The 26,511-nt window shown below is 64.8% G+C and carries 31 protein-coding genes, 1 tRNA gene and 1 pseudogene; 9 read left to right on the plus strand and 24 right to left on the minus strand.

Annotated features, from left to right (window positions below; translation table 11 throughout):
* Window positions 1-55: 55 nt before the first annotated feature.
* A complete protein-coding gene (locus ACOYW5_RS16380; RefSeq protein WP_423065959.1) occupies window positions 56-1,156 on the minus strand; it encodes a polyamine ABC transporter substrate-binding protein in 1,101 nt (366 codons plus the stop codon).
* Between the two features lie 618 nt (window positions 1,157-1,774).
* Between ACOYW5_RS16380 and ACOYW5_RS16385 the strand changes: the two genes are divergently transcribed.
* Complete coding sequence (locus tag ACOYW5_RS16385; protein ID WP_423065960.1) at window positions 1,775-2,692, plus strand: pseudouridine-5'-phosphate glycosidase; 918 nt, start codon at window positions 1,775-1,777, stop codon at window positions 2,690-2,692.
* A complete protein-coding gene (locus ACOYW5_RS16390; protein ID WP_423065961.1) occupies window positions 2,692-3,582 on the plus strand; it encodes a carbohydrate kinase family protein in 891 nt (296 codons plus the stop codon). The genes ACOYW5_RS16385 and ACOYW5_RS16390 overlap by 1 nt, the downstream gene beginning before the upstream one ends.
* A 4-nt stretch (window positions 3,583-3,586) precedes the next feature.
* Here the strand turns inward: ACOYW5_RS16390 and ACOYW5_RS16395 are convergent, their stop codons facing one another.
* From ACOYW5_RS16395 to ACOYW5_RS16440, 10 genes and pseudogenes are all read right to left on the minus strand, one after another.
* Window positions 3,587-3,811: a hypothetical protein gene (locus ACOYW5_RS16395; RefSeq protein WP_423065962.1), complete on the minus strand. Its 225-nt coding sequence runs from the start codon at window positions 3,809-3,811 to the stop codon at window positions 3,587-3,589.
* The gene (locus tag ACOYW5_RS16400) at window positions 3,808-4,590 is read right to left on the minus strand and encodes a succinate dehydrogenase iron-sulfur subunit (protein WP_423065963.1); all 783 of its coding nucleotides are present in this window, start codon (window positions 4,588-4,590) and stop codon (window positions 3,808-3,810) included. Before ACOYW5_RS16400 ends, ACOYW5_RS16395 begins: the two co-directional genes overlap by 4 nt.
* A gap of 9 nt (window positions 4,591-4,599) precedes the next feature.
* Entirely contained in the window at window positions 4,600-4,926 is a 327-nt protein-coding gene (locus ACOYW5_RS16405; RefSeq protein ID WP_423065964.1) for a hypothetical protein, read from the minus strand.
* An 8-nt stretch (window positions 4,927-4,934) separates the two neighbouring features.
* Window positions 4,935-5,225 carry a hypothetical protein gene (locus tag ACOYW5_RS16410; protein ID WP_423065965.1) on the minus strand — a complete coding sequence of 97 codons (291 nt, stop codon included), beginning with the start codon at window positions 5,223-5,225 and terminating at the stop codon, window positions 4,935-4,937.
* Between the two features lie 14 nt (window positions 5,226-5,239).
* A pseudogene (locus tag ACOYW5_RS16415) lies at window positions 5,240-5,669 on the minus strand (DUF3052 domain-containing protein).
* The gene (locus ACOYW5_RS16420) at window positions 5,666-6,340 is read right to left on the minus strand and encodes a hypothetical protein (RefSeq protein WP_423065966.1); all 675 of its coding nucleotides are present in this window, start codon (window positions 6,338-6,340) and stop codon (window positions 5,666-5,668) included. The pseudogene ACOYW5_RS16415 and the gene ACOYW5_RS16420 overlap by 4 nt, the downstream one beginning before the upstream one ends.
* A gap of 1 nt (window position 6,341) precedes the next feature.
* Window positions 6,342-8,150 (minus strand): succinate dehydrogenase flavoprotein subunit, encoded by a 1,809-nt coding sequence (sdhA, locus tag ACOYW5_RS16425; protein ID WP_423065967.1) that lies wholly within the window; start codon window positions 8,148-8,150, stop codon window positions 6,342-6,344.
* Window positions 8,151-8,154: 4 nt separating this feature from the next.
* The gene (gene sdhD / locus ACOYW5_RS16430; RefSeq protein ID WP_423065968.1) at window positions 8,155-8,538 is read right to left on the minus strand and encodes a succinate dehydrogenase, hydrophobic membrane anchor protein; all 384 of its coding nucleotides are present in this window, start codon (window positions 8,536-8,538) and stop codon (window positions 8,155-8,157) included.
* 5 nt (window positions 8,539-8,543) lie between these two features.
* The gene (sdhC, locus tag ACOYW5_RS16435) at window positions 8,544-8,930 is read right to left on the minus strand and encodes a succinate dehydrogenase, cytochrome b556 subunit (RefSeq protein WP_423065969.1); all 387 of its coding nucleotides are present in this window, start codon (window positions 8,928-8,930) and stop codon (window positions 8,544-8,546) included.
* A 148-nt stretch (window positions 8,931-9,078) separates the two neighbouring features.
* On the minus strand, window positions 9,079-9,291 hold the full coding sequence (locus ACOYW5_RS16440; RefSeq protein ID WP_423065970.1) for a hypothetical protein: 213 nt from the start codon (window positions 9,289-9,291) through the stop codon (window positions 9,079-9,081).
* A 161-nt stretch (window positions 9,292-9,452) separates the two neighbouring features.
* Between ACOYW5_RS16440 and ACOYW5_RS16445 the strand changes: the two genes are divergently transcribed.
* Window positions 9,453-10,028, plus strand: coding sequence for an NUDIX domain-containing protein (locus tag ACOYW5_RS16445; protein WP_423065971.1), 576 nt, complete (start codon window positions 9,453-9,455; stop codon window positions 10,026-10,028).
* A gap of 188 nt (window positions 10,029-10,216) precedes the next feature.
* On the opposite strand, the gene ACOYW5_RS16450 is transcribed toward ACOYW5_RS16445, so the two are convergent.
* Together ACOYW5_RS16450 and ACOYW5_RS16455 are read right to left on the minus strand one after the other, a co-directional pair.
* Entirely contained in the window at window positions 10,217-10,438 is a 222-nt protein-coding gene (locus ACOYW5_RS16450; protein ID WP_423065972.1) for a hypothetical protein, read from the minus strand.
* Window positions 10,439-10,576: 138 nt separating this feature from the next.
* Window positions 10,577-10,786: a DUF1737 domain-containing protein gene (locus ACOYW5_RS16455; protein WP_423065973.1), complete on the minus strand. Its 210-nt coding sequence runs from the start codon at window positions 10,784-10,786 to the stop codon at window positions 10,577-10,579.
* 74 nt (window positions 10,787-10,860) lie between these two features.
* Here ACOYW5_RS16455 and ACOYW5_RS16460 point away from each other — a divergent pair, with 74 nt between their 5' ends.
* Window positions 10,861-11,493 (plus strand): carbonic anhydrase, encoded by a 633-nt coding sequence (locus ACOYW5_RS16460; protein WP_423065974.1) that lies wholly within the window; start codon window positions 10,861-10,863, stop codon window positions 11,491-11,493.
* A gap of 11 nt (window positions 11,494-11,504) precedes the next feature.
* Here ACOYW5_RS16460 and ACOYW5_RS16465 read toward each other — a convergent pair whose 3' ends face one another.
* The 4 genes from ACOYW5_RS16465 to ACOYW5_RS16480 form a co-directional block, all read right to left on the minus strand.
* Window positions 11,505-11,957, minus strand: a complete 453-nt coding sequence (locus ACOYW5_RS16465; RefSeq protein WP_423065975.1) for a GNAT family N-acetyltransferase — start codon at window positions 11,955-11,957, stop codon at window positions 11,505-11,507.
* Window positions 11,954-12,826 carry an EamA family transporter gene (locus ACOYW5_RS16470; protein WP_423065976.1) on the minus strand — a complete coding sequence of 291 codons (873 nt, stop codon included), beginning with the start codon at window positions 12,824-12,826 and terminating at the stop codon, window positions 11,954-11,956. The genes ACOYW5_RS16465 and ACOYW5_RS16470 overlap by 4 nt, the downstream gene beginning before the upstream one ends.
* Before the next feature lie 381 nt (window positions 12,827-13,207).
* A complete protein-coding gene (locus ACOYW5_RS16475) occupies window positions 13,208-14,248 on the minus strand; it encodes an aspartate-semialdehyde dehydrogenase (protein ID WP_423065977.1) in 1,041 nt (346 codons plus the stop codon).
* Window positions 14,249-14,582: 334 nt separating this feature from the next.
* A complete protein-coding gene (locus tag ACOYW5_RS16480; protein ID WP_423065978.1) occupies window positions 14,583-15,878 on the minus strand; it encodes a phenylacetate--CoA ligase family protein in 1,296 nt (431 codons plus the stop codon).
* A gap of 197 nt (window positions 15,879-16,075) precedes the next feature.
* Here ACOYW5_RS16480 and ACOYW5_RS16485 point away from each other — a divergent pair, with 197 nt between their 5' ends.
* On the plus strand, window positions 16,076-17,269 hold the full coding sequence (locus ACOYW5_RS16485) for an NAD(P)/FAD-dependent oxidoreductase (protein ID WP_423065979.1): 1,194 nt from the start codon (window positions 16,076-16,078) through the stop codon (window positions 17,267-17,269).
* A gap of 3 nt (window positions 17,270-17,272) precedes the next feature.
* Here the strand turns inward: ACOYW5_RS16485 and ACOYW5_RS16490 are convergent, their stop codons facing one another.
* The gene (locus ACOYW5_RS16490; RefSeq protein ID WP_423065980.1) at window positions 17,273-17,713 is read right to left on the minus strand and encodes a hypothetical protein; all 441 of its coding nucleotides are present in this window, start codon (window positions 17,711-17,713) and stop codon (window positions 17,273-17,275) included.
* Window positions 17,714-17,716: 3 nt separating this feature from the next.
* Window positions 17,717-18,094, minus strand: a complete 378-nt coding sequence (locus ACOYW5_RS16495) for a DUF6152 family protein (protein WP_423065981.1) — start codon at window positions 18,092-18,094, stop codon at window positions 17,717-17,719.
* A gap of 204 nt (window positions 18,095-18,298) precedes the next feature.
* On the opposite strand from ACOYW5_RS16495, the gene ACOYW5_RS16500 reads away from it, so the two are divergent.
* Window positions 18,299-19,312 carry a Gfo/Idh/MocA family protein gene (locus ACOYW5_RS16500; protein ID WP_423065982.1) on the plus strand — a complete coding sequence of 338 codons (1,014 nt, stop codon included), beginning with the start codon at window positions 18,299-18,301 and terminating at the stop codon, window positions 19,310-19,312.
* A 19-nt stretch (window positions 19,313-19,331) separates the two neighbouring features.
* Here ACOYW5_RS16500 and ACOYW5_RS16505 read toward each other — a convergent pair whose 3' ends face one another.
* Window positions 19,332-19,871: a TetR/AcrR family transcriptional regulator gene (locus tag ACOYW5_RS16505; protein WP_423065983.1), complete on the minus strand. Its 540-nt coding sequence runs from the start codon at window positions 19,869-19,871 to the stop codon at window positions 19,332-19,334.
* A gap of 92 nt (window positions 19,872-19,963) precedes the next feature.
* Here ACOYW5_RS16505 and ACOYW5_RS16510 point away from each other — a divergent pair, with 92 nt between their 5' ends.
* Together ACOYW5_RS16510 and ACOYW5_RS16515 are read left to right on the plus strand one after the other, a co-directional pair.
* The gene (locus ACOYW5_RS16510) at window positions 19,964-21,001 is read left to right on the plus strand and encodes an SDR family oxidoreductase (RefSeq protein WP_423065984.1); all 1,038 of its coding nucleotides are present in this window, start codon (window positions 19,964-19,966) and stop codon (window positions 20,999-21,001) included.
* Between the two features lie 127 nt (window positions 21,002-21,128).
* Window positions 21,129-21,204: transfer RNA gene (locus tag ACOYW5_RS16515), tRNA-Ala, on the plus strand.
* A gap of 32 nt (window positions 21,205-21,236) precedes the next feature.
* Here the strand turns inward: ACOYW5_RS16515 and ACOYW5_RS16520 are convergent.
* Window positions 21,237-21,524 (minus strand): DUF6471 domain-containing protein, encoded by a 288-nt coding sequence (locus ACOYW5_RS16520; protein ID WP_423065985.1) that lies wholly within the window; start codon window positions 21,522-21,524, stop codon window positions 21,237-21,239.
* Between the two features lie 213 nt (window positions 21,525-21,737).
* Here ACOYW5_RS16520 and ACOYW5_RS16525 point away from each other — a divergent pair, with 213 nt between their 5' ends.
* The gene (locus ACOYW5_RS16525; RefSeq protein WP_423065986.1) at window positions 21,738-22,526 is read left to right on the plus strand and encodes an outer membrane protein; all 789 of its coding nucleotides are present in this window, start codon (window positions 21,738-21,740) and stop codon (window positions 22,524-22,526) included.
* 75 nt (window positions 22,527-22,601) lie between these two features.
* Here the strand turns inward: ACOYW5_RS16525 and ACOYW5_RS16530 are convergent, their stop codons facing one another.
* From ACOYW5_RS16530 to ACOYW5_RS16540, 3 genes are read right to left on the minus strand one after another with little or no spacing between them, the layout of a single operon-like run.
* Window positions 22,602-23,207: a hypothetical protein gene (locus ACOYW5_RS16530; RefSeq protein ID WP_423065987.1), complete on the minus strand. Its 606-nt coding sequence runs from the start codon at window positions 23,205-23,207 to the stop codon at window positions 22,602-22,604.
* A gap of 34 nt (window positions 23,208-23,241) precedes the next feature.
* Window positions 23,242-25,782 (minus strand): ABC transporter permease, encoded by a 2,541-nt coding sequence (locus ACOYW5_RS16535; RefSeq protein ID WP_423065988.1) that lies wholly within the window; start codon window positions 25,780-25,782, stop codon window positions 23,242-23,244.
* Window positions 25,779-26,504, minus strand: coding sequence for an ABC transporter ATP-binding protein (locus ACOYW5_RS16540; RefSeq protein ID WP_423065989.1), 726 nt, complete (start codon window positions 26,502-26,504; stop codon window positions 25,779-25,781). The genes ACOYW5_RS16535 and ACOYW5_RS16540 overlap by 4 nt, the downstream gene beginning before the upstream one ends.
* Window positions 26,505-26,511: the final 7 nt, after the last annotated feature.

Consider the following 26,511-nt stretch of genomic DNA (forward strand, 5'->3'; position numbering starts at 1 on the left):
GGACGGGGCCGAAACCCGTCACGGATTGGAGGGACGGGCAAGAGCCCGCCCTGGATTATGACCCGGCCTTGATGCGCTGCCAGGTCTCGGTGAGTAGCTCGTCGTAGTCCGGCGTATGGGCCTTGAGCGGGAACAGCTTGGCCGAGATTTCGGCAGTCGGGTAGATCGCCGGATCGTCCTTCACCTCGGGATCGATCAGGTCAAGTGCTGCCTTGTTGCCCGAGGCATAGAACACGTAATTCGTGTTCGCCGCCGCGATATCGGGGCGCAGCATGAAGTCGATGAACTTGTAGGCGTTATCGACATGGGGCGCATCGGCCGGGATGGCGAAGAGGTCGAACCACTTCAGCGCGCCTTCCTTGGGGATGACATAGGCCACTTCCACGCCGGCAGCCGCTTCGGCGGCGGCGTCGCGGGCGATGAACACGTCACCCGAATAGCCGACCGAGAGGCAGACTTCGCCATTGCCGAGATCGTCGATGTACTGGGACGAGTTGAAGTAGCGCACATGCGGCCGGATCGAGAGCAGCAGCTCCTCGGCCTTCTTCAGGTCGTCCGGGCTCTCCGAGTTCGGATCGAGGCCGAGATAGTTGAGAGCCGAGGCCATGATCTCGGCCGGCGCATCGAGCAAGGTGACGCCGCAATCGGCGAGCTTGCTCACCAGCTCGGGCTTGAACACCACGTCCCAGGTATCGATCGGCTGGTCGCCGAGGCGTTCCTTTAACTTGCCGACATTGTAGCCGATGGCGGTGGTGCCCCACATGTAATCGACGGAATGGGCATTGTCCGGGTCGTGCGCGGCGGTGGCCGCCATCACTTCGGGATCCATGTTCACGAGGTTCGGGAGCTTGCTCTTGTCGAGGGGCAGGAACAGGCCGGCAGCGACCTGGCGCTCGAGGAAGAAGCCCGAGGGGACGACCACATCATAGCCCGAGGCGCCGGCGAGGAGCTTGGCCTCGACCAGTTCGTTCGAATCGAACACGTCGTAATTGACCTTGATGCCGGTCTCGGCCTCGAACTTGGCCACCGTGTCTTCGGCGATATAGTCGGACCAGTTGTAGACGTTGACCACGTTCTCCTGGGCGAGAGCGGGCGCTGCGGCGAGCAGCGCGCCCAGGGCGACGGCAACCTTGGCAATCATCATCGGTTTCAGCATGACGGAGTCTCCTTGTTCGAATAGCGAACGGCCAATGGCCGTTGGCCCGGCCACGCAGGGGGCCGGTTGGCGGATACCGACGGCCCGGGTGAGCGGCGGCAAAGCAGGTGATGACGTGAAGCGGGTGCGCGGGAGGGAAGGCCAAGCAGCGCGGATATCGCGCCGGGAAAGCGTCGGTCAGCAATGACCCCGGAGCCGGGCGAGCATCGATCCGGAGGGGGATCAACAGTGACTGTGTGCAGTGAAGTATCCCCGCGCCAAGCACCCGCAGACGGGCAAAACCTAGAGGCAAACGTGCTGCCGGGCAAGGGATTTGGGGGATGGGAGGGGTGAGGATTTTGGGGCTGGTTTTGGACAGTCAGGTGCTGGTGGCTCCACCCCCTCCGACCTGCGCTAGTTCGCTGCGCTCACGAGCTTCGGTTGCCGGCCATCAAGGGGGAGGTGGGGCCGGTGATCTTGGCTGGATGTTGCCGCGATCACCAGCGGGCACCTCCCCCTTGATGGGGGAGGTTGGGAGGGGTGGGCGGCAGGCGGGGTGCTGCGGTCTTTCACCCTAGTTGAACTCACCGCGTTTTCGGTCCAAACGAACAGCCACGATCACACTTTCAGGGGCATTCCTTGAGCCTTTCGACCCATCTCTCCATCTCCCCCGTCGTCGAGGCAGCGCTGGCTGCCAACAAGCCCGTGGTGGCGCTGGAATCGACCATCATCACGCATGGCATGCCGTATCCGCAGAACCTCACGATGGCGCAGAACGTCGAGAAGGTGATCGAAGCCAATGGCGCGGTGCCGGCGACGATCGCCATCATGGACGGCAAGTTCAAGGTAGGCGTCACCGCCGAGGATCTCGAGCGGCTGGCGCAGACCGGTGGCAAGGCGGCCAAGGCCTCGCGGCGCGACGTGGCGGCGCTGCTCGCCTCGGGCGAGGTGGCGGGGACGACCGTCGCCACGACGATGATGGCGGCGGAAGCAGCGGGCATTCGTGTGTTTGCCACCGGCGGCATTGGCGGCGTGCATCGCGGCGCCGAGTCGACCTTCGATATCTCGGCCGATCTCGACGAGCTCGGTCGGACGCAGGTGGCGGTGGTCTGCGCCGGCGCCAAGTCGATCCTCGATATTCCGAAGACGCTCGAGGTGCTGGAGAGCAAGGGCGTGCCGGTGCTCGGTTTCGACACCGATGATTTTCCGGCCTTCTGGGCCCGGAAGAGCGGCGGCAAGGTGGATCATCGCGTGGCGGACGGCACGGCCGCGGCCAAGGTGATCGCGCTGCAGTTTGCGCTCGGGCTCGGCGGCGTGCTCGTCGCCAATCCGATCCCCGAGAGCGCGGCGCTCGATGCGGGCGAAATCGAGACGCGCATCGCGGCGGCGATCAAGGATGCCGAAGCGCAGGGCGTCGGCCGCAAGGAGCTGACGCCGTTCCTCTTGAAGCGCATCTTCGAGCTCACGGATGGCAAGAGCCTCGTCGCCAACATTGCGCTGGTCGAGAACAATGCGCGCGTCGCCTCGGAAATCGCCGTGGCGCTGAGCAAGCTTTGATGAGTGAAACCGGCCGCGTCATCGTTATCGGCGATGTGATGACCGACGTCATCGTGATCCCCGAGGGGCCGCTGGTGCGCGGGTCGGACCGGCGCGCGCAGATCACGCAGCGGCCGGGCGGCTCGGGCGCCAACCAGGCGGTGTGGCTGGGTGCCATGGGTACGCCCGTCAGCTTCGTCGCCCGTGTGGGGGCGAGCGACAAGCCGCATCTCGAGGCGTATCTGCGCGGTTTCCACGTCGATCCGGTGCTGATCGCCGATCCGGCAAAACCCTCGGGCATCCTCGTCATCATCGTCGATCCCGACGGGGAGCGGAGCTTTCTCACCGATCGCGGCGCGAACCTGTTGCTGAGCTTGAGCGACATGCCGGTGTGGCTGCTCGAAGAGACGCGCTGCGTGCTGGTCTCAGGCTACTCGCTGTTCGCCGAACAGCCGCGCGGGGCGGTGCAATGGATGGCGGGCGAGGCGCGCGAGCGGGGGATACCGGTCTTCGTCGACGCCGCATCGGTCGGCTTCGTCAACGAGGTCGGGCCAAGCCAGTTCCTCGAATGGACGCGCGGATTTTCGACGCTGTTCGCCAATGAGGACGAGGCGGTGGCGCTGTCCGGCCGCGGCGATCTCGAAGGCCAGATGCGGGCGCTCGGGCCGAACTACGGGCGCGTGGTGATCAAGCTCGGGGCAGCCGGCGCGGCGGTGGGCGATGCGAGTGGGGTGAAGCTGCGCGTGCCCGCGCCCAAGGTGAACGTGGTCGATACGACCGGGGCAGGCGATGCGTTCGCGGCAGCGTTCATCTCGGCGGAACTCGCGGGCGCCGATATCGAGGCCTGCCTCAAGCGCGGCGTCGAGGCGGGCTCGGCGGCGGTGACCAAGATCGGCGGGCAGCCGGAGTAGGGCACTAGCCCTGCATGTCCTTGATCAGCGCCTCTGCCAGCACCCTGCCGTCCTCGGCTTCCTCTTCCGGCAGCTCGATCGGGATGCCCTTCGGGCCATAGACGCCCGGCAATCCCGGCAGCCCGCTATCGCCCCCCTCGCGGGGGTGAAAGCCGTGCGCCTTGAGCGCCGTGATCAGTACGCGGGCGACGGAGGGGTCCTCGATCTCGGCGATGGTGACGTAGGTCACGCGAACTCCCGCGTGACCATCATCTGCTTGATCTCGGCGATGGCCTTGGCCGGGTTGAGGCCCTTGGGACAGACCTTGGCGCAGTTCATGATGGTGTGGCAGCGGTATAGCTTGAACGGGTCCTCGAGGTTGTCGAGACGCTCGGTCGTCGCCTCGTCGCGGCTGTCGATCAGCCAGCGATAGGCCTGCAGCAGGACGGCGGGGCCGAGATACTTCTCGCCGTTCCACCAGTAGGAGGGGCACGAGGTCGAGCAGCAGGCGCAGAGGATGCACTCGTAGAGGCCATCGAGCTTGGCGCGATCGTCGCGCGTCTGCAGCCATTCCTTTTCGGGCGTCGGCGTCGTGGTCTTCAGCCACGGCTGGATCGAGCGATGCTGGTCGTAGAAGGTGGTGAGGTCGGTGACGAGGTCCTTCACCACCGGCATGTGCGGCAGCGGATAGACGCTGATGTGGCCCGGATACTCGTCCATGCCCTTGGTGCAGGCGAGCGTGTTGGCGCCGCCGATATTCATCGAGCACGAGCCGCAGATGCCTTCGCGGCAGGAACGGCGGAGCGTCAGGGTCGGGTCGACCTTGTTCTTGATCCACAGCAGGCCGTCGAGGATCATCGGGCCGCAATCGTCGAGATCGACGAAATAGGTATCGAGCTGCGGGTTCTTCCCCGAGTCCGGGTCGTAGCGATAGACGCGATATTCCTTGAGCCGCGTCGCCCCCGCCGGTTTCGCCCAGGTCTTACCGGGCACGATCTTGGAGTTCTTCGGGAGGGTCAGTTCAGCCATGGGACTATCCTAAACGATCTTGCACGTCTGAAGGGCGGTGGCCGAGACATTGGTCACCGTCATCACGTCGTTGGCGCTCACATTGCCGATCACGGCCGGGTCGAAGAGCTTGCCCGGGTCGGTCTGCGCATAGGTTGCGAGCCGCATCAGTTCCGGCTTGAGCTTACTCTGCAATTCCTTGGCGTAGCACTGACAGCTTTCGACCGTGGTGCGCGGAATCTTGGCACAGGCATCGGCCACCTGCTGCGCTTCGGGCGACAGGCCGCAGGCGCCCAGCAGCAGCGTTGCGACGGCTCCGGCGATCAGTCCCACGGCTTTGGGCAGGCGGTTCGACACGTTGGGCCTCAGTAGTTCGGCTTGCAGATCTGGTTCGATTTGGCGACGTAGGTGTTATAGGCCGAGTACTGGCCTTCCGGCGGCGACTTGCCCTTCATCGAGGCGATGACCATGGCCATGAACTCGGCATCGATCAGCGTCATCGCCGCATCGGCCTTGCACGAGCAGAGTGCATCGTCCTGCGCGATACCCATGCAGGTCTTGTAGAAATCGGCCTTCTGCTCGGCGCTCGGCGCTGCCGCCTGAGCCCCGCCGATCATCAGCCCCAGCGCTGCGAGCGCCACCACGAACGTCTTCATTCCTGCCCCGTTTCTCACCGCAGTTCCTTGCGGATCATCAGTTTCAAGCCCGACCAGATTTCGCTGACCGCGGCCACCTTGATATCGACCAACCCGATCGGCAGCACCACCTCCCGGATCACATCTTCCGTGATGTCGGTGGGGACCTTGCTCGCCTTCTTCGGCCACGAAATCCAGATCATCCCGTTGCGATCGATGGCATCCATCAACGGCTTCGCATTGTCCGTCAGCACACCGCGAGGCGGTGAAGCCATGGACGAAGTCCCAGCCGGAGGAGTTGCGCCAACCGTCCCAAGTGGTCTCCCGGAGTTCGGCGAAGGTTCGGGAGGTCTTGAGCTCGGCAAGGTCATCCGGCAGGCCGAGGAAGAGGGCGCGCTGCCCATCCTTGAGGCCGAGCTTTTGCGGGAGGGGGGTGCCGGAATAGCCGGGGGTGGACTTCACTATTGCCACTCATCAATTGCCGTCTTGGAGCGGCCCTTCTCCATTCGAACGTTTACAACGTCATTCGGGACAACGCGGATGAGGAACGACTCCAGAGCTGTTATCAGGTCGCCCGACACGCTGTAGGCGGAAAAGTAAGAGCACGTGTCGTACAGTCGGAAATTGGTCGGCCTGATCTGGCGAATGCTGCTGGGAGTATTCGGCTTCCACTTTCCCCTCGGGTGTCCGACGGCCATTAGATTGTAGGACGGTCTCTCTCTGTTGAAGGCAAGTTTCATTTCTTTCAGAAGGCTCTGCTTCTCGGCCTTTCCGATGTAAACGATCTCGCCTTCGGAGTTGTAGAAGGCGTATATACCCCGGGCGTTCGACAGGACGTCTGCGAGCTCGGGATGCTCGCTTCGGCCAATGATCTCCATATTCTTCCCCGAACGACTTTCATTGTACTCAATGAAGAAGAACTCAACGATCGGGTGGACAGCCTCTCTGAGCAATGCGCCGACGCTGTGGTTTCTCAGCCGTTCTAGAAACGATGATAATCGTCGGGCAGATAGCTCGTCCATCTTTCGTGTCGACGACACATGAGCGGGAGTGAACCCAAGCTTCTTGGCCAAGTCGGAGTCACTTTTCGCCTGCAGTTGTGCTGCCAACAGGTCGACGAACTCAGCGCCCTTCAATTCAGTACACCCGAGCCTTCGGGGCGATCTTCTTGAGGCTGATGCCGCCTTCGCTTTCCGGGGTCAGCGGGTCCACATGCACCGGGCGATAGCCGAGCGTCACGTTGCCCTTGTCGTCGATCCAGCTCAGCGTGTGCTTGCGCCATTCGACGTCGTCGCGGTTCGGGTAGTCCTCGTGGGCGTGGGCGCCGCGACTTTCGTGGCGGGCTTCGGCGGAGACGACGGTGGTGGCGGCGCAGGCCATGAGGTTTTCGAGTTCGAGGGTTTCGACGAGGTCGGAGTTCCAGATCATCGAACGGTCCGAGACCTTCAGGTCATCGAGCGAGCCGTAGAGGGCGGTGATGCGCTCGACACCCGACGACAGCGACTTCGAATCGCGGAAAACGGCGGCGTCTTCCTGCATGATCTTCTGCATCTTTTCGCGCACCACGGCGGTGGGCGAGCCGCCATTGGCGTTCCGCAGGCGATCGAAGCGGGAGAGGATGCGCTCGTCCTCGGATGCGATCGCGGCCGGCACCATGGCGCCCTTGTCGACGGTCTTGGCGGCGCGGAGGGCTGCGGCGCGGCCGAAGACGACGAGGTCGGTCAGCGAGTTCGAGCCGAGGCGATTGGCGCCGTGCACCGAGGCGCAGGCGGCCTCCCCGGCGGCCATCAGGCCGTGGACAATGCGGTCGGGATCATCAGCGGTCGGGTTCAGCACCTCGCCGTGATAGTTCGCGGGGATGCCGCCCATGTTGTAATGCACGGTCGGCAGCACCGGGATCGGCTCGCGGGTCAGATCGACGCCAGCGAAGATCTTGGCCGATTCAGAAATGCCCGGCAGGCGCTCGTGCAGCACCTTGGGGTCGAGATGATCGAGGTGGAGGAAGATGTGGTCCTTGTTCTTGCCCACGCCGCGCCCTTCGCGGATCTCGATGGTCATGCAGCGCGAAACCACGTCGCGGCTGGCGAGGTCCTTGGCGTTGGGCGCATAGCGCTCCATGAAGCGCTCGCCCTCGGAATTGACGAGATAGCCGCCTTCGCCGCGCGCACCCTCGGTGATCAGGCAACCGGCGCCGTAGATGCCGGTGGGGTGGAACTGGACGAACTCCATGTCCTGCAGCGGCAGGCCGGCACGGGCCACCATGCCGTTGCCGTCGCCGGTACAGGTATGGGCCGAGGTCGCCGAGAAATAGGCGCGGCCATAGCCGCCGGTGGCGAGCACCACGAGCTTCGCCCGGAAGCGGTGCAGCGTGCCGTCATCGAGCTTCCAGGCCATCACGCCCTGGCACGAGCCATCGGCACCCATGATCAAATCGAGCGCGAAGTACTCGATGAAGAACTGTGCGTTGTTCCTGAGCGACTGGCCGTAGAGCGTGTGGAGGATGGCGTGGCCGGTGCGGTCGGCGGCGGCGCAGGTGCGCTGCACCGGCGGGCCATCGCCGAATTCGGTCATGTGCCCGCCGAACGGGCGCTGGTAGATCTTGCCCTCCTCGGTGCGCGAGAAGGGCACGCCGTAGTGCTCGAGTTCGTAGATCGCCGCCGGGGCCTCGCGGGCGAGGTATTCCATGGCGTCGTTGTCGCCGAGCCAGTCCGACCCCTTGACGGTATCGTACATGTGCCACTGCCAGTTGTCGGGGCCCATATTGCTCAGCGACGCGGCGATGCCGCCCTGCGCTGCGACCGTATGCGAGCGGGTGGGAAAGACCTTGGTGATGCAGGCGGTGTTGAGCCCCTGCTCGGCCATGCCGAGCGTGGCCCGCAGGCCCGCGCCGCCGGCGCCGACGATGACCACGTCGAATTCGTGGTCGATGATCTCGTAAGCGGCCATGCGGCTAACCCCAGAAGACGATTTTCGCGATGGCGCCGAGCGCGACCACGAGGAAGAACAGGACGAAGGCGTTGTTCGCCAGCATGGCGAGCCCGTGCTCGCCCTTGTCGAAATAGTCCTCGATGGTGTCGCGCATGCCGTTGCGCATGTGGATCGCGACGTTGACGACCATCACGGCGAGGCCGAGTGCGACGAAAGGGTTGCGCGCCAGTTCGATCATCTCGGCGGGCGCCCGGCCGGCGAGACTGACGACGAACCACACCATGAACACGGCGAAGAGGATGTTCAACGCGCCGGTGACGCGCTGGGTGATGAAGTGGCGCGTCGAGGCCTTGGCATTGCCGTAGTGGGTCGTGGGGTTCTGGATCTGGGCCTGGGTCGGCTTCAATGCACTCATTTGAACCACACGAAGATGGACCAGACGACGAGGGTGAGAAGGATCGAGGCGCCGAGCTGCAGCCGGACCAGCAGTTCGCGGCCGGTCGCGTCCATCCCTTGCGTGAAGTCCCAGATGAAGTGTCTGACGCCGCCGAGCATGTGATGGAACAGCACCCAGGTGTAGCCGAAGAGGACAAGCTGGCCGAACCAGGTGCCGAACAGCCATGCAACAAAATCGAAGAAGCCGCCGCCGAAGCCCGCCGCCACCAGCCACAGCACCAGCAGCAGCGTGCCGCCATAGAGCGCGATGCCGGTCGCGCGGTGCACGATCGACATGGTCATGGTGAGGGTGAAGCGGTAGATCGACAGATGCGGCGAAAGCGGCCGTGTAGAGGGAGCCATACTTGTCTCGCGCCTCGCCCGCCGGAGGGAGATGGCGGGCGTTCCAGTTTGGAATGGTTCGAGACTTCTAGCGGCGGTTTGCCTCTAGGTCAAAGGCTCAGCTTATGCGCGTGATTGGGCTTTCGTTCTAGCCGAGGGGACGGTCCAGTTATCGGGTTCCGTCGATCAGCTCCGGCGCGGCCCGCAGCGCTTCGAGGGTGAGCAGGAGGCTCACGACCCGCGCGCTGCGGTGGCCGGTCACGACTGTGGCGGACGAAAGTGCAGGCGGCGCGCTGGCCTCGGCACGAACCACCCGCTCGGACTTGTCCCGCGTCGCCCTTTCAAAGAGCTGCTTGAAAAGTCGTGCTGCGAGATGGCTCATCTTTCGTCCTGTTGCGGGCGCCCGGCGGAGGTCGACCTCCGGGTTCCGCTGCTTGGCGTTTTATATAGGTCCGGCTTGTTGGCCCTGCCGTGAAGCCGGTGTTCACATTGGGTTCAGCAACGCGTGGCATCAGCTGCGGGTTCCGAAGGTGGAGTTATGGCGTGAACGACAGGGTCAGAATCCTCGACGAGGCGGTGCTTTCCGACAATTGGGGGCTGGTGAAGAAGACCACGCTCGAGCTGAAACGCCGCTCCGGCGAATGGCAGCGCCAGGTGCGCGAGACCTATGACCGCGGCGATGGCGCGGGAATCCTGCTCTACAACCGCGACCAGCGCAGCGTGATCCTGACCCGGCAGTTCCGCTTCCCGGTCTTTTCGCATGGGGAACCGGGTTGGTTGGTGGAAGTAGTGGCGGGCAAGCTCGAGGGCGATACGCCGACCGTGACGGCCAAGAAGGAAGCCGAGGAGGAATCCGGCTATCGCGTCCACGACGTCGAGCTGGTGATGAGCGCCTACATGAGCCCGGGCTCGGTGACCGAAAAGCTGTCGCTGTTCCTCGCCGAATACGACGCGGGCTCACGCATCTCGGATGGCGGCGGGCTAGCGCATGAGGGTGAGGATATCGAGGTGATGGAGGTCGGGATCGACGCAGCGCTCGGCATGATCGAGACCGGCGAGATCGCGGACGCGAAGACAATCATGCTGCTGCAGTATGTTCGGCTGAAGGGGATATTGTAGCGTAGGGCGCCCCACGCCCCAAGCCACCAGCTGTCATCCCTGCGAAAGCAGGGATCCAACTCTCAGCTGGCGCGGGCGGTGAAATGGATCCCAGCCCACGCTGGGATGACAACAATGGGTGTGTGAGAAAGGGGCAAATTCCAGCCACCTCACGCACCGGGATGACGTCGAGTTGGCGGTGCGCCAGCTCAACCCTTGAACGGGTCGGCGTCTACGTCGAGCGTCGCAAAGCTGCGCGGCAGCTCCACGCGCAGGTCGCTTTCCTCATATGGGTCGAGCACCAGCAGCGACAGCACCTTGGCGGCGTCGAGCGAGGGCTTTGCCGGTACGCGCGGCTGGCTCGCAAACACCGCGATCGGCAGCGCGAGTGCGGCGAGGGTGGCGACGGCGATGATGGCTTTGATCTGCATTTCGAACCTCAAGCGTGGCGCATCCCTGCGCGTTGTTGAGGTCGGTCTACGCCCGGCGGCCGGAACCGGCGTTGAACCGGGCGTTCATTTTCGGTTTATGGCGTCCCGCGGTCTGCGACCTCCGCGGGACGCATGGTCCTAGACGTAGTCGATCAGCTTCTTGTCCGGATCATAGGGCTGGTCGGAGACCACCTTGGTCACCGCCTGGCCGCATTTCATCTTCTTGTTCAATGCGTCATACGCATAGCTGGCAGAACCGTGAAGCACCCAGCCTTCGCTGAGCGCCTTGGTCACCTTGTGACAAAAGGCCGAGTCGTCCTCGCCAGAGAGGAACCTGTAAATCAACATCTTGTTGTTGCGCCCCCGCGCACGCCCAATGCGGGCAATTGAAATTACGTCCACTAACCGCTAATCGCTGCGGCATGGATCGGTTTCCAGCATTTTTGCTCGACGGCTACAAGTCGTTCATGTCCGACCGCTACGACCCCGAGCAGGGTCGCTATCGGGAATTGGCCGATCGGGGGCAGTCCCCGACCACCATGATCATTGCCTGCTGCGACAGTCGCGCGGCGCCCGAGACGATTTTCAGCGCCGGGCCAGGCGAGCTGTTCGTGCTCCGCAACGTCGCCAATCTCGTGCCGACCTTCCAGCCCGATGGCGGCCAGCACGGCACCTCGGCGGCGATCGAATTCGCGGTCAACGCGCTCGAGATTTCCAACATCGTGGTGATGGGCCATGGCCGCTGCGGCGGCATCAAGGCGGCGCTGGCCCCCGCCAGTCCGCTGGCGCAGGGCGATTTCATCGGCAAGTGGATGGCCATGCTGGCGCCGGTGTCGGAGGCGGTGTCGAAATACTCGCTGCTGACCGACAAAGAGCGCCAGACCATGCTGGAGCGCTTCTCGATCCGCAACTCGATCGCCAACCTGCGTACCTTCCCGTACGTCAAAAAGCTCGAGGAAGAGGGCAAGCTCGCCGTCCATGGCGCCTGGTTCGACATCTCGACCGGCGAACTCTGGGTGATGAACGACGACGGGGATTTTTACCGACCGGAGTAATGCGGTCGCGTTCAGCCGCTGATCGCGTCGCGCTCCCACAGGTACATGATGTCGGGCGCCTTGGCCTCGTTGCTGGCCCCGTCGGTGAATTTCACCGCCTCGAAGCCCATGCGCTCATAGAAGGCCCGGCCGCGCAGGTTGTCGGCAAAGCACCAGAGCTGCAGCGTCTCGTTGCGCGATTGGGCGGCCTCGATCAGCACCCTGCCTACGCCCGAACGCAGCTCGGTCGCATCGATGTAGAGATGCTCGATCCAGCCTTCGAGCTCGGCCATGAAGCCGACGATGCGGCCATCGCGCTCGGCCACCGTCACCCGGTAGTCGTTGAGAATGTGATCGCGGACGAAATGCCGGTCCTCCTCGATGGTGTGGAGATCGGGCAGGAAGGTCAGCAGCCGCCGCGATACCGCGAAGAGTTCGGCGATCTGCCCGGAATCGGCCCGGGTCGCTGTCCGCAGAGCGATCACTCCGCCGCCCGTTTCAAGAGGCGTGGGCCGAAGACGTTGACCAAGAGGCCGGCAAAGACCAGGAGGCTACCGGCGATTTCGATCGGGGTGATGCGTTCATTGAGCAGCAGCGCGGCGCTGCCCATGCCGGCGATCGGCACCAGCAGCGAGAACGGGGCGACGAGGCCGGCGGGATAGCGCGACAGCAGCATGCTCCATACCCCATACCCGAATAATGTCGAAGCATAGGCGATGAACAGCAGCGCGCCGCCGCCGTACCAGGTGAGGTTCTGCGCCGCGGCCGGAATGGCGCCCGGCTCGAAGATCAGCGACAGGGCCAGCATGGGGACGGGTGGGATCAGCGAGGACCAGACGACGAAGGCAAGCATGTCGACCTTGCCGGCCTTCTTGGTGATGATATTGCCGACGCCCCAGAAGAACGCAGCCGCGATGGTCATCAGCAGCGGCACCAGCGCGGCGCCCTCGAGCCGCTCCGAGCCGATGAGCCCGATGCCGAAAAAGGCGATGGCGGCGCCGAGCCATTGCAGCGGGCTTGGCCGTTCGCCGAGAAAGATCACCGCCAGCGCGATGGTGAAGAAGGCCTGGAGCTGCATCACCAGCGAGGACAGCCCCGCCGGCATGCCGAGCTTGATCGCCATGAACAGGAGGCCGAACTGCGCCACGCCGATGGCGAGGCCGTAGAGGATCAGCACGCGCCACGACACGGCGGGGCGGCGGATGAAGAACACCGCCGGCAGCGCTGCCAGCAGGTAGCGCAGCCCGGTCATCAGGAGCGGGGCCACCTCATCGACGCCCCAGCGGATGGCGACGAAGTTGACGCCCCAGACGGTGACGACGAACAGGGCGAGGATAAGATCGCGGGGGGACATGGGATTTCTCTTGTGCATGACCGCGCCGGCCTCTCCATATCCTCCCCGCGGGGCGGGGAGGGGGACCTGCGAAGCTGGTGGAGGGGTCGGCCAAGACCGCGGTGCTACCTGATCTCTTCCCGAACGATCAACCGCTTCAGCGGATTCGGCCGATCAACGATTGCGCTCCGGTCGCCATGCCGGCTTTCGGCCTTGTACAGGCCCGTGACATCAGCGAGCCGCCCGCAAATAGGCCACCAATCATCCAGATCGGCATGAGCAGGCCAACAAGCCGCGGAAAGGCAAGCGTTCCGACAAACGCGACAGATCGCTCCCGCAACCTGCACCCGCCGCCAAGTCGAGATCGACTTTCGCCCTCAGCTCGTCTTTGCTCGCCAGCCCTTAAGCCGCCTTCTGTTCCACCAGCCGCCGCTCGATCAGCGTTTCGAGGATCTGCACCGTGTTGAGGGCCGCGCCCTTGCGCAAATTGTCCGAGACCACCCAGATGCTGAGCCCGTTCTCGACCGTCACGTCCTCGCGGATGCGGCTGACATAGGTATCGTACTCGCCCACGGCCTCGATCGGGGTGGCGTAGCCGCCGGCTTCCCGCTTGTCGATCACCGAGACGCCATCGGCCTCGCGCAACGCGTCGCGCGCTTCGTCGGCGGAGATCGGGTTCTCGAACTCGAGGTTGATGGCTTCGGAGTGGCCGACGAACACCGGCACGCGCACGCAGGTCGCGGTCACCTTGATCTTGGGATCGAGGATCTTCTTGGTCTCGGCGACCATCTTCCACTCTTCCTTGGTGTAGCCGTCCTCCATGAACACATCGATGTGCGGGATGACGTTGAAGGCGATCTGCTTGGTGAACTTCTTCGGGGTCGGGCTGTCGTTGACAAAGATGCCCTTGGTCTGGGCCCAGAGCTCGTCGACGCCTTCCTTGCCGGCACCGGAAACCGACTGATAGGTCGCGACGACGACGCGCTTGATCCTGGCGAGGTCGTGCAGCGGCTTCAGCGCCACCACCATCTGCGCGGTCGAGCAGTTGGGGTTGGCGATGATGTTCTTCCTATCATTGCGCGCCATATAGGCATCGAGCACGTGGGCGTTGACCTCCGGGACGACCAGCGGCACATCGCCGTGGTAGCGCCAAAAGCTCGAATTATCGACGACGATGCAGCCGGTGGCGCCGATCTTTTCGCCATATTCCTTGGCGACCGCGGAGCCGGCGCTCATCAGGGCGAAATCGACCCCGTGGAAGTCGAAATTCTCGAGGTTCTGCACCTTCAGGCGCTTGTCGCCGAAGCTGATTTCCTGGCCCTGGCTGCGCGAGGACGCAAGGGCGATAACCTCGGAGGCGGGAAACTTCCGCTCATCGAGGATGTTGAGCATTTCCCGGCCCACATTGCCTGTGGCCCCGACGACGGCGACGCGATAACCCATTTTCGAAATCCTCTTGCCTCAAGTCCCCCGCGCCGGCGTCACGGACGCCCGGCGGCTAACAGCTCCGGCCGCTCCCCGGCGGGAGAGGCCCGGGGGGTCGGCTCAGGGGGTTTTGGTGGTTTTGGTCGCCGGCAGCGCGACGCCCGCCGGATCGACGATCCGGCCAAGGGCAATTCCGCGATTTGAGACAATGGCGCCCATGGCGACCGAACCTCACGCAAGCGTGCAGGCCTTTTACGCCGAAATGCAGAGGAGTCAACGGGAATAGGAGATGACCTACTTCGGGCCGTCCGGTGGTTTGCTTCCCGGCCGGGGCCTCTTTGGCAGGCCCGGTTCAGCCGTCGCGGCGCCACCGGTTCTCGTATTCGCGGTACTTCCCCGTCGCACCGAGCTGCAGTTCCTTGACCTCGCGCACAGTGACCACAGCGTCGTCGAAGAATACGGTCCGGAACAGCGCGGAAAACGCATCGAGGTCGGGGGCCGTGCCCCAGTCGTGCCTGACATAGTCGACTTCGAAATCCGTCGGCCCTACCTGCCGGACCTGCCAGCGGCCTGCCCCGAGCAGCCGGCGTCCCTCGATCGGCATCATTTCCCGCGATCGCCTGCCGTCGGGGTGCTCGAAGACCGCGTTGGTACGTCCTTCGAGCCGCCTTATGAACGGCAGCGGGCGGCCGCAGCCGCACGTCTCGCCGGCGATCGCCTCGTCGCCCTGATCGTAGCGGATCAGCGGCATGGCGGTCGAGCCGAAGGGGGTGATCACCACCCGACCCTTTTCGCCCGCGGCGACAGGCTGCCCGGCGGCGTCGACAATTTCCACCAGCACCGCCTCGGCATTGGTGTGGAAGCCATGCCCAGCGGGGCAGGGGCGCGCCAGTGCCCCGCCCTCCTTGGAACTGTAGGCCTCGACGATCTGTGCCGCGCTGACCCGCGCCACCTGCGTCCTCAGATAGTCGGTCACGGCACCGCCGCGCACCATCACCACCTTGAGGTCGGGCAGCCCGGGCAATGCAGGATCATCAAAGAAGATCTCGAGCTGGTTCGTGGTCGCGGCATAGGCGTAGACCGCCTGGCGCTGGATGACTTCGAGGTCGGACCAATAGGGATTGGAATAGTTGGTGTGGAGGTGTTGTCCGCTCGCCGCCTCGGGCAGCCATGGCGGTCCCCAAGGTCCGAGCGCGGCGCCGATGGCCTTTCCGGGAAGGGTCTCTCCCCGTGAGAGAAGGGGCTTCGACCAATCCAGGCCGGCCCAGCGGTGGCCGCGCCAGCTGCAGGCCAGGGCCATGCCGTTGAGCCATCGGGTGGTCCGCACCGTTACCGGGTGGCCCGTGGACCCCGAGGTGCTGACATCGGAGAAAGGGCCGTGCTGCTCCACCGGGGCGCGCGACAGCAGGCTCGCGAAATGCCGCGACACGTCGCTGCGGGTGAGGATGGGGATTTCCGACCATCGCGCCCAGTCGATGGCACCGTTGGACCGGAACAGCTTTTCCAGGCGAAAGCGATAAAAAGGCGTTGTGGCGCGGGCGTGATTGAGGAGCGGCCTCAGCAGACCTTGCTGCCATTCCGTCATTCGCGACGGGGGCCACCACTGGCTCTCGTCGAGCATCTCGTAGAACTGACGGAGAGTCTGCACGGACACTCCGCACTCTCAGCACAAGGCATTTTTCTACGCCGAAGTCGAAAAGTGTCAATGACGGGTAGGAGATTGCCTATGTGTGTGGTGAGCGGTGCTTCCTTCTTCCGTCATCCGACTAAGAGAACGAGGCAGTGGAAATCGTCAGTACCTTGCATACTATCCACCATCGCCCGGCCCGTGTATTCCCCCACGCCATGACCCAATACGACATCATCGTCCTCGGCGCCGGCGCGGCGGGGCTTATGGCGGCGATCGAGGCTGGCAAGCGCGGCCGCAAGGTGATCGTGCTCGATCATGCCAAGGATGCCGGCGAGAAGATCCGCATCTCGGGCGGCGGGCGCTGCAACTTCACCAATATCAACGCCACGGTGAAGGCCGGCCGCGACCGGTTCCTGTCGCAGAACCCGCGCTTCGCACTCTCGGCACTCGCCCGCTACACGCCCGACAAGTTCATCGAACTGGTCGACGCCTATTCGATCCCGTTCCACGAAAAGACGCTGGGCCAGCTGTTTTGCGACGGGTCGAGTCGGCAGATCGTCAACCTGCTGCTGGCCGAGCTGCGCAAGGCCGGCGCCGTGCTGCGGCTCGAAACGGTGATCGCGGGTGTCACCCACGCCGATGGGGTGTTCACGGTCAATGCCGAGGATGCGTCGTTCACCGCGCCGAACCTGATCGTTGCCACCGGCGGCAAGTCGATCCCCAAGATGGGGGCGACCGGCCTCGCCTATCAGCTGGCGACGCAGTTCGGGCTGAAGGTCACGGAAACGCGGCCGGCGCTGGTGCCGCTGACGTTCGAGCCGCGTGTGCTCGAGTGGATGGCGCAACTGAGCGGCATCGCCGTCGATCCGACCCGCATCTCGGTCGGCAAGAAGGGTTTCGAGGAGGCGCTTCTGTTCACGCATCGCGGACTTTCCGGGCCGGCGATCCTGCAAATCTCGAGCTACTGGCGCGAGGGCGACGCCATTGTCATCGATCTCTTCCCCAATGGCGATCTCGGCGAGATCCTGCGCGCGGCCCGAGCCAATACGCCGAAGGTCCAACTGCAGACCGTCTTGTCGCAGCACTTCGCCAAGCGCCTGGCGCAGATCCTCGCCGAGGATATCGGCATCACCACGATGATGGGCGACATTTCCGACAAGTCGTTCCAAAAGATCGAGGACGCTTTGCGGCGCTGGACCATCAAGCCGACAGGCTCGGAAGGCTATCGCACGGCGGAAGTGACGCTGGGCGGCATCGACACCGACGGGCTCGACTCGACCACCATGGCGGCGCGCACCGTGCCCGGGCTCTATTTCATCGGCGAAGCGGTCGATGTCACCGGGTGGCTCGGCGGCTACAACTTCCAGTGGGCCTGGGCCAGCGGCTGGGCAGCGGGACAGGCGGCCTAGGGCCTATACAAAACCGAGGAAGCGGCCGGCGATCAGGACAGAGAGCCAGAGCAGGAACGAGAAGGCGGCCAGCGGCTTTCGCAGCGGTCCTCCGCCAAGGCCGAAGGCGACGGAATTAGCGCCGGCCAGCACGATAAGCCCCAGCTTGGCGAGGAAAAGCGGCATGGCCGCATATTCGCTGGCGCGCACCGAGAACAGGGCGATGCCGCTGAGGATCGCGACGGCGAATGCCGTGAGCGCGACCCGCCGCAGCAGGCGGACAAAGGCTGCCTCGGGCAGGCTCCGGATTGCGCCGAGCACGCGAAAATCCATCAGCAGCACGGTGGTCAGAAGCACACCGACGGCGAGGATGTGCAGCGCACTGATCGCGGGGTAGACGAAGAAGGAGGTGCGCAACGCTGCGACCAGCGGAGATCGCTCGATGGCGACAAGCGCTGCCTCCATCGGCTAGTTGGCCGGCACGCGCGCGGGATAGACGTCGAAGACTTTGCCATCCACGGTGATGCGCACCGCCTTCATGCGCTTTTCGTTGGGGTCGATCGAGCGGTTGCCGAGCGCTACGACTTCATCGCCGGGCTTGGCGCTGGTCTCCGTAAAGCCGGCGGGCATGGTGGGGCCGGGCGGCGCGAGCTCGACCCGCCAGGTCTCGCCCTCGACGTCGACGTCGAGGCTCGCATGCGGATTGCCGACATAGACCGCCTTGATGATGCCGGTGAGCTCGAAGAGGCCATTCTCGGTCCAGGCCCAGCCGTGATGGGCGAGGGCGGGGAGCGCCGGGGCCGCGAGACCGAGCGCCATGCCGAGGAGCAGTGTGCGAAGCCGCATCGGGTCCTCCTGCCGTTTGAGAGAGCGAAGACTAGGCGCGATGGCCGGCCTGGCCAAGGCGGGGGGAGTCACAATCGCCTGATCGAGGGAACCCACGACGTTTCTGCCGTTCAGAAGCCGTTCATCGGCGTGGTGGAGTTGCGTAAGTAGTATGGCAGCGCCGCTGACCATCCGCTAGGTTCGCCCAAAATGAGGGAGAAAATCATGGCACTGAAGAAGGTGCGCTGGGGCATTCTCAGCACGGCCAATATCGGGCTCAAGAAGGTGACGCCGGCGATCCTGAAGTCGCCGCTGAGCGATGTGGTGGCGGTCGCGTCGCGCGATGTGGCGAAGGCCGAGGAGTATATCGCCGGGCTCGGTTTGACCGGCAGGGCCAAGGCCCATGGCTCCTACGAAGCACTGCTCGCCGACCCCGATGTCGATGCCATCTACAACCCGCTGCCCAATCACCTGCACGTGCCGATGACGCTCGCCGCCGCCAAGGCCGGCAAGCATGTGCTCTGCGAAAAACCGATCGCGCTCAACGCCAAGGAGGCGGAGCAGTTGCGGCAGATCCCGAAGAACATCGTGTTCTACGAGGCCTTCATGGTACGCCACCACCCGCAATGGCACCGGGCCCGCGAGATCGCGCGGTCGGGCGAGCTGGGCGAATTGCGCGCCGTGCGCGGCATCTTCACCTATTTCCTCACCGACCCGACGAACGTGCGCAACCAGGCCGATATCGGCGGCGGCGGGGTCTACGATATCGGCTGCTACCCGATCACGGCGTCGCGTTTCCTGTTCGAGGCCGAGCCCAAGCGCGCCGTATCGCTGATCGACCGCGACCCGGTGATGAAGACCGACCGGCTGGCCTCGGTGATCCTCGATTTCGGCGGCGGCAAACAGGCGAGCTTCATCTGCTCGACCCAGTCGGTCGGCAGCCAGTCGGTCGAACTGATCGGCACCAAGGGGCGGATCGAAATCCTGATCCCGTTCAACGCGCCCGAGGACAAGGCGACCGCCATCCTCGTCGACACCGGCTATGCCCAGGACGGGAGCCTCTCCCGTCGCGAAATCATCGCGCCCTGCGACCAGTATACCGAGCAGGCCAACGCCTTCTGCCGCGCCGTGCTCGAGGGCAAGCCGATGGAGTGGGGCGTCGAGGACGCGATCAAGTCGATGAAGGTGATCGACGCCGTTTTCGCCAGCGAGAAGGTTGGTGGGTGGGCCGAGGTTTGAGCGCCAAGCGGGCCGCGCCCTACTTCCCTACCACCCGCTCCACCAATAGCCTGATCGCCGGCCCGATCTCTTCGCCTGGCCGGGCCCGCCGGAAGATCCCGTAGGCGCCGCCGATCACCACGCGGGCCACGGCTGCGGCATCTTTCACGCCCGCGGCCTCGAGCTCCTGCACCACCGCCGCATCCATTGCGCTCTCGGCGACCTCGAGCTGCGGCGCCGATAGCCGGTCGTGCTCGTTGTAGAGCTCGTCGGCATGCGAAGAGCCGGCCATGAAGTCAGTGACGGCGGCGTATTTGGCCGTCAGCGCCGCGGCGATGCGATCGCTGACGCTGCCCGGGCCGGCAAGCGCCGTGGCAAATAGCCCGTGCAGGTCGACCAGCAATTCGGTGACGATCGCCGCGAACACCGCCGACTTGTCCCCGTAGTACTTATAGAGTGTAGGCTTGGCGACGCGGGCCTCCCTTGCGATAGCCTCCATCGTCACGCCGGCCAGCCCGTGCCGCAGTGCCAGCTGTCTCGCCGCCCCGAGGATCTCCGCCCGCTTTCCGCTTTCCGCCAATCCGGCCCCCGAAAAGAAAAACCCGCCCAGCTATTGAACGAACTGAACGAAGTACGTACATTTCGTTCAGTTCTAGCACGGAGGGATATCCGATGCCTACCACATCTGACCGCGTTCTTCTCACCGGCATTTCCGGTTTTCTCGGCGGCCATGTCGCTCTCGAACTGCTGCGGCAAGGCTATTTTGTCCGCGGCTCGGTGCGCAACCTCGGCAAAGCCGACAAGGTGCGCCAGACGCTCGCGTCCCATGGCGCCGACCTCACACGGCTCGAACTGGTCGAGCTCGACCTGCTGTCGGACAAGGGCTGGGAGAGGGCCGTCGAGGGCTGCCGCTATGTCCAGCACGTCGCCTCGCCCTTCGTCATCGAGCAGCCGAAGGACAAGAACGACTTGATCCGCCCGGCGGTCGAGGGGACGCGCCGCGCGACGCAGTCCGCGCTTACTGCAGGGGTGGAGCGTGTAGTGCTCACCTCCTCGATCGCGGCGATCATCTACGGCCACGAAGGCGAGCCGGCGCGCACCTTCACCGAGGCCGACTGGAGCAATCTCAAGAGCCCGCATCTCACCCCGTACCAGGAATCTAAGACCCGCGCCGAGCAGGAGGCCTGGCGCATCGCCGAAGGTTTTGGGGCGCGCGAGCGGCTGGCGGTGATCAATCCCGGCGCCATCATGGGGCCGCTGCTCGACGAGGACCCGGGCACCTCGGCGCAGCTCGCCATCCGGCTGCTCGACGGCTCCATGCCGGGCACCCCGAAGATGAGCTTCTCGGTCATCGACGTCCGCGACGTCGCTGCGGCGCAGGTGGCGGCGATGACCCACCCCGCCGCCGGCGGCCACCGCTTCATCCTCGCCGACCGCGAGATGAGCCTGTTCGAGATGGCGGAGGCGATCCGCACCGGGCTCGACCGTCCCGGCCTCCGCACCCCGCGCTTCGAGCTGCCCAACTGGCTAGTGCGCCTCGTCGCCCTGTTCGACCGACAAATCCGCGACAACACGATCGAGCTCGGCAGCGTTCGCCGGGTCAACGGCGACCCAGGCCGCGCCCTGATCGGGCGTCCTACCATCGCCGGGGCCGATGCCACGGTGGCCACGGCGCAGAGCCTTTTCGCCCAGGGGCTGGTCAAGGCCTGACGCCCTATCCCCCCTCGAGCGCACAGCGCGTAGAGTGATGGTCAGAGCAGGTCGGAGGCGTCAGGCGGATCAGAAAAAACCACTAGCCCAACGCTTCCGGATTGGCTAATAACCGCCGCATCGAAGCGGGGCTGTAGCTCAGTTGGGAGAGCGCATCGTTCGCAATGATGAGGCCAGCGGTTCGATTCCGCTCAGCTCCACCACTTCGATCTTTCCAGCATCGGTTGTGATTTAGTCAGTCGCGGGCGCCAGGTGTGTCCTCGAGGTCGCGCTGGCTTGTGGCGTCGAGGTGCAGGTCCCGCGCTCCGATGGCATCGAGGCATTGAAGCAGGAAGGCGGCGCTGAAGCCGCCGCGGCTGATCTTGTTGGTGAGGTTCCGCTCGGTCTCGTGGATGCCGAGCGCTTCGAGTCGATGTGCCAGTTCGGCGTAGAAGATGCCGCGCCGCTTGAGCTCTCCCTTCAACAGGTTCTTGGCTCTCCCCTCCCATGTCACTGCAATGGGATTGTCCTTTCGCCTCCTCACGCACCTCTCCCGGCATGTCATCGTAATTGATGAGGTTTGTCGCCAATAGAGGTGCCAAAGTATTCAAACATGATGGTGGATTGTTCTGCTCTAAGTACATAGTCAAAACTGACTAAGTTCCAATGATTACTGTATTGGTTGCAAAAATGTGACAGGAATCCCGCGAATCTGCGACTAGATTGCGTTCAACAGCCTTTGAAGGGGGTTCTTGTCATGAAGCAAACTGTCCTGGCCGCGGCTTTGATCGCAGCATTCGCCGGTCCGGTCTATGCGGCCGATCTGATCGAAGAAATTCCGGCCGTTGTCGTCGAGGAGGACCTGTTCGACTGGACCGGCCTCTATATCGGCGCACAGGGCAGCATGGCCTGGGGCACGGTGCGGACCGATGAAGCCTTCTGCGTCATCGTCGACGACTGCGGCTTTCCCGGCAGCCGGTACTATTCGGAGCCCGATATCTCCGGCTGGGAGATCGGCGGCCATATCGGCTACAATCACCAGTTCGGCGCGTTCGTGCTTGGCGCGGAATCGGACATCAACTGGAGCGGCGTCGAGGGTAGCGCGGGCTTCAACTACTATGATGCCTTCGATGACGAAGTGTACGATGGCCGCGAAGGCGAGACGACAAGTTTCGACCTGCTCTGGGAAGGCTCGACACGCCTGAAGGTCGGCTTCGCCGTGGACCGCTTCATGCCATACGTTACCGGCGGTATCGCCTACGGCCAGGCGCAACTCGACACCCATCGCATCTACGGGGAAGAGGGCAATCAAGAAGATCCCTACCGCGAGTTCGATTTCAGCCATCCGCTGAATCTGATCGGCTACACCGTCGGTATCGGCGGCGCCTACGCCGTAACGGACGACGTGATCGTCAGGGCGGAAGCCCGGTACACCGAATTCGGGGAAACGCGCTCGACCGACCAGGTGCCCAATGACGGCGAAAATATCATCGTGACCGGTCCCAAGCTGTTCAGCGTGCAGGGCGGTATCTCGTTCAAGTTCTGATTTCCGCGGGAGGCCTCCCCGAGGGAGTTGGCAAAACCCCGTCACGGGAACGTGGCGGGGTTATGCTTTGTGGCGTCACTCCACTTCCAGCTCGCACCAGTCGAGCGGTTCGAGTTCGAATTTGCCACGGGTGCCTTCGATGTCGCCGAGTTCGGAGACGAGGCGGGCGCGCACGTCGGCGGTGGTCGCGTGCGGCGTGGTGAGACCACAGCCGCGGGCGAGTTGGTAGCGGTCGTTGTCGAAGGAGGCGACTTCAGCGCCGTTCTCGGTGATGCGTTTCAAAATGCCGAGCAGGCGCCCATCATCGGAGAAATACAGCCGGCCTTCGCGAGTGATGGCGGGGCCGGTGGCACCTTCCGCCATGTTGGGCGAGGTCAGCTCGGAATAGAGGAAGGCGAGGGTGCCGTCGGGTCGGTAGCAGGAGGTATCCTTCTGCGTCGCGATGGCGTCAATCAGCCAGGTCTGGACGAGCACCGAGGCGGCGCCCTCGCCGCCATCGTGGAACTCGAAATGATCGGCATAGCCGCCGTCGAAGTTGCGGCGCCAGCCGGTCCAGTCATTGGGGGCGGCTTCGAGCAGGGTTGTGCAGGCGGCCCAGGCGGCGCGGACTTCCTCGATCTGCGGTTCCTGCGCGAGGGTGGGGGTGGCGAGGAGGCAGGCGGCAAGGAGAATTCGGCGCATAGTCGGACTCCGGTCTGCCGCGGAAACTAACTCATCACTCCTCACGCAGGAAGGTCGCCGGCCTTGTCGATAGAGCCGACCAGGTGGTCGCCATACCGACGATAATGGCCAGTGCGATCGTCCCCGCCGCAACCCAGATGATCAGCATGGGGTCGACCCAGAAGTCGATCTCCAGCACATACTCGACGAAGGCCCAGGTGCCGGCGAGGCCGAGGAGCGAGGCGAGCACGGCGGACAAGAGGCCCAGCATGCCGTACTCGACGAGGAAGGCGCGGAGCACGTCGCCACGGGTGGCGCCGAGGACCTTCATCACCACAGCGTCGGACTCGCGCTGGCGGCGGCCCGCGGCCATGGCGCCGGCGAGGACCAGCACGCCGGATACCACGGCGAGGCCGCCGATCACTTCGACCGCAGTCGTCACGTTGGCGAGAATGGCGGTGAAGGTTTCGAGCGCTTCGCCGACCGGGATGAAGAGGAGGTCGGGGAATGCCGCGACCAGCCGCTGTCCTACGTCGCGCTCCTGGCCGGGGGCGGCCTTGAGCAGGCCGAGATAGCTGAGCGGGAAGGCTTCGAGGGCGTTGGGAGAGAGGACGAAGCCGAAATTCACGCTGCCCGAGCGCCAGGCATAGTCGCGGAAGCTGCCGATCTTCGCCGTAACCGGTTCGCCGAAGATGCGGAAGGTAAGGGTGTCGCCGAGCTTCAAACCCAGCGGTTCCTTCAAACGCTGGAACACCGAGACTTGCGAGTCGCCGGTCATATTGGGCGGCCACCAGCTGCCTTCGGTGATCGATGAGTTGTCGGGCAGCGCTTCCGATGCGGTGAGCGGGATTTCGCCGTCGAGCACGAAGGCGAATTCGGGCGGCGGGGTGCGGTTCAGCTCCTTTACCGGCACATCGTTGATCGCCTCGATCGCGCCGGTGACCATGGGGAGATCGGAGAAGAGCTCGACGCCTTTGTCGTTGATGGTGAAGTCCTTGAGCGCCGCGACCTCGTCGTCGAAGAGGTCCATGAAGATGAAGCTCGGGGCGTTGGGGATCGACTCGCGGTCGAGCTGGTGACGGAGGTTGCCGTCGATCAGGGCGATCAGCAGCAGGAGTGCAAGGCCGAGGCCGAGCGACAGGATCACCACGGGGGCCGGGGCGCCGGGGCGGTGGATGGCCTTGATGGCATTGCGCAACCCGGCGTTGGGCAGCGGCGGCACGAGCTTCAGCAGGCGCTGCAGGAGCCAGGCGGCACCGCGCAGGATGGCGAAGGCGGCGAGGACGCCGATGGCGTACCAGAGGACGAGCAGCGGACGGTTGGTGGTCAGCGCCGCCAGCGCATAGATGGCGGCGATGGCAAGGCCGAGCGGCAGCCAGAGCTCGGGACGGAGCAGGTCGCGGCGGGTGAGGCCCCCTTCGGCGGCGGCGCCGGCCGAGCGGAACAGCAGGGCCGGCCGCAGCCGTTCGGCGCGCACCAGCGGCAGGTAGCCGAAGGCGAAGCCGGTGAGGAGGCCGAAGCCGGCGGCGGTCCAGAGCGTCGGCACATCGACGACGGCAGGGATCGCGATGCCGAGCAGGCCACCGAGGATCGGCAGGATCACCATGGCGAGGAACGTGCCGAGGATCAGCCCGAGGACGATGCCGACCAGGGTCAGCAGCAGCACCTGGGTGAGGAAGTGAAAGAGGATGCGCGGTCCGGTGGCGCCCAGCGCCTTCATGGTGGCGATGGAACGCTGGCGCTCGGTGACATAGGCGGCGATGGCATTGGAGACGCCGACGCCGCCGACGAGGAGCGAGGACAAGCCGACGATGGTGAGGAAGCGGGCGAAGATATCGAAGAAACGGCTGAGATCGGCGGTGGCGTCGCGGGGCGAGTTGACCTTCCAGCCGGCCTCGGGGAAGCGGGCATCGATCGTTGCCCTGGCCGTTTCGAAGGTGCCGCCATCGAGCAGCATCTTGTAGCGCCAGCTGGCCAGGACTCCGGGCTTGAGGATGCCCGTGGCGTTGACGGCATCGACCGACATCAGCACGGAAAGGCCGAACTGCATGCCGGCGGTAACCTGGTCGGGGGTCTTGCCGAGGATGCCGGTGAGGGTGAACGGGGCATCGCCGATGGTGACGTCGTCGCCCAGCTTCAGGCCGAGCCGGTCGAGCAGCAGGCCATCGGCGACGAGGCCGTAGCGGCCCTCACGTTCGGCGAGCAGCTCGGGGAGCGGTGCGGTGGCGTCGTCAATGGTGACGTCGCCGAGCAGCGGATAGTTGGCATCGACGGCGCGGATTGCGAGGAAAGCGGACCCGCTGCCGCCATCGGCGCGGCCCTGGACTTCGATGATTTCGGCGGTCTTGCCGAGGCTTTCGAACAGGGTGCGTTCGTCCGGTTCGGCGGCGCGGTAGGAGAGCGTCGCCTCGACGTCACCGCCAAGCAGGGTGCGGGCATCGCTCAGCAGGGCCGATTGCAGCGCCGCACCGACCGAGCCGACAAGCGTGATGGTGCCGACGCCGAGCGCGAGGCAGGCGAGGAGGATGGCGAAGCGGCGAAGGTCGCCGCGCAGGTCGCGGATGGCGACGCGCAGCCAGCCGGCAAGCCAGCTCAAGCCGGCACCCGCTCGGTGAGGTGGCCTTCGCTCATGTGTAGCTGCCGATCGGCCTTGATCGCCAGTTGCGGGTCGTGGGTGATGAGGAGGATGGAGGTGCCGCGTTTGCGCGCCAGCCCGAACATCAGCTCGATGACATGGGCGCCGGTTTCCTGGTCGAGATTGCCGGTCGGCTCGTCGGCCAGCAGCAGGCCGGGCTCGCCGACCATGGCGCGCGCGAGGCCGACGCGCTGCTGTTCGCCGCCCGAGAGGGCGCTGGGCAGGTGGGTGAGGCGGGCGCCGAGGCCGACATCGGTCAGGGCCGCCGCGGCCCGGTCGCGGACCGTTGCCCAGGGCATGGCCGGATGGGCGATCTCGAGCGTCAGGGCGACGTTCTCCAGCGCGGTGAGCGAGGGGATGAGGTGGAAGTTCTGGAACAGGATGCCGAGCGCATCGCGCCGGAAGACGGCCAGCTGATCCTCATTGAGCCTGGTGATCTCGGTCCCGGCGACGGTGATCGAGCCGCCCGTCGCCTGTTCGAGGCCGGAGAGCACCATCAGCAGCGAAGTCTTGCCGCTGCCGGAGGGGCCGACGATGGCTGCCACCTCGCCAGCGGCCAGCCTGAGGTCGACATCCCTGAGGATGTGGAGCGGTTCGCCGCCGCTCTTGAGGCTGAGGTTGACGGCTTTGGCGTCGACGACGAGGGCGGGCATGAGGGGGCCGGGGTTGGTGCGCAGTCTCAATGGAAAT

It is taken from the genome of Devosia sp. CN2-171 (genome assembly GCF_049354815.1).
Taxonomy (GTDB): domain Bacteria; phylum Pseudomonadota; class Alphaproteobacteria; order Rhizobiales; family Devosiaceae; genus Devosia_A.

What these genes read in the sequence shown, in the direction of transcription:
- ACOYW5_RS16380 (WP_423065959.1), bottom strand. Translation starts at nt 1,156, where the DNA reads ATGCTGAAACCGATGATGATTGCCAAGGTTGCCGTCGCCCTGGGCGCG.
- ACOYW5_RS16390 (WP_423065961.1), top strand. Translation starts at nt 2,692, where the DNA reads ATGAGTGAAACCGGCCGCGTCATCGTTATCGGCGATGTGATGACCGAC.
- ACOYW5_RS16400 (WP_423065963.1), bottom strand. Translation starts at nt 4,590, where the DNA reads ATGGCTGAACTGACCCTCCCGAAGAACTCCAAGATCGTGCCCGGTAAG.
- ACOYW5_RS16410 (WP_423065965.1), bottom strand. Translation starts at nt 5,225, where the DNA reads ATGAAGACGTTCGTGGTGGCGCTCGCAGCGCTGGGGCTGATGATCGGC.
- sdhA (WP_423065967.1), bottom strand. Translation starts at nt 8,150, where the DNA reads ATGGCCGCTTACGAGATCATCGACCACGAATTCGACGTGGTCATCGTC.
- sdhC (WP_423065969.1), bottom strand. Translation starts at nt 8,930, where the DNA reads ATGGCTCCCTCTACACGGCCGCTTTCGCCGCATCTGTCGATCTACCGC.
- ACOYW5_RS16440 (WP_423065970.1), bottom strand. Translation starts at nt 9,291, where the DNA reads ATGAGCCATCTCGCAGCACGACTTTTCAAGCAGCTCTTTGAAAGGGCG.
- ACOYW5_RS16450 (WP_423065972.1), bottom strand. Translation starts at nt 10,438, where the DNA reads ATGCAGATCAAAGCCATCATCGCCGTCGCCACCCTCGCCGCACTCGCG.
- ACOYW5_RS16455 (WP_423065973.1), bottom strand. Translation starts at nt 10,786, where the DNA reads ATGTTGATTTACAGGTTCCTCTCTGGCGAGGACGACTCGGCCTTTTGT.
- ACOYW5_RS16460 (WP_423065974.1), top strand. Translation starts at nt 10,861, where the DNA reads ATGGATCGGTTTCCAGCATTTTTGCTCGACGGCTACAAGTCGTTCATG.
- ACOYW5_RS16470 (WP_423065976.1), bottom strand. Translation starts at nt 12,826, where the DNA reads ATGTCCCCCCGCGATCTTATCCTCGCCCTGTTCGTCGTCACCGTCTGG.
- ACOYW5_RS16475 (WP_423065977.1), bottom strand. Translation starts at nt 14,248, where the DNA reads ATGGGTTATCGCGTCGCCGTCGTCGGGGCCACAGGCAATGTGGGCCGG.
- ACOYW5_RS16485 (WP_423065979.1), top strand. Translation starts at nt 16,076, where the DNA reads ATGACCCAATACGACATCATCGTCCTCGGCGCCGGCGCGGCGGGGCTT.
- ACOYW5_RS16490 (WP_423065980.1), bottom strand. Translation starts at nt 17,713, where the DNA reads ATGGAGGCAGCGCTTGTCGCCATCGAGCGATCTCCGCTGGTCGCAGCG.
- ACOYW5_RS16495 (WP_423065981.1), bottom strand. Translation starts at nt 18,094, where the DNA reads ATGCGGCTTCGCACACTGCTCCTCGGCATGGCGCTCGGTCTCGCGGCC.
- ACOYW5_RS16500 (WP_423065982.1), top strand. Translation starts at nt 18,299, where the DNA reads ATGGCACTGAAGAAGGTGCGCTGGGGCATTCTCAGCACGGCCAATATC.
- ACOYW5_RS16510 (WP_423065984.1), top strand. Translation starts at nt 19,964, where the DNA reads ATGCCTACCACATCTGACCGCGTTCTTCTCACCGGCATTTCCGGTTTT.
- ACOYW5_RS16525 (WP_423065986.1), top strand. Translation starts at nt 21,738, where the DNA reads ATGAAGCAAACTGTCCTGGCCGCGGCTTTGATCGCAGCATTCGCCGGT.
- ACOYW5_RS16530 (WP_423065987.1), bottom strand. Translation starts at nt 23,207, where the DNA reads ATGCGCCGAATTCTCCTTGCCGCCTGCCTCCTCGCCACCCCCACCCTC.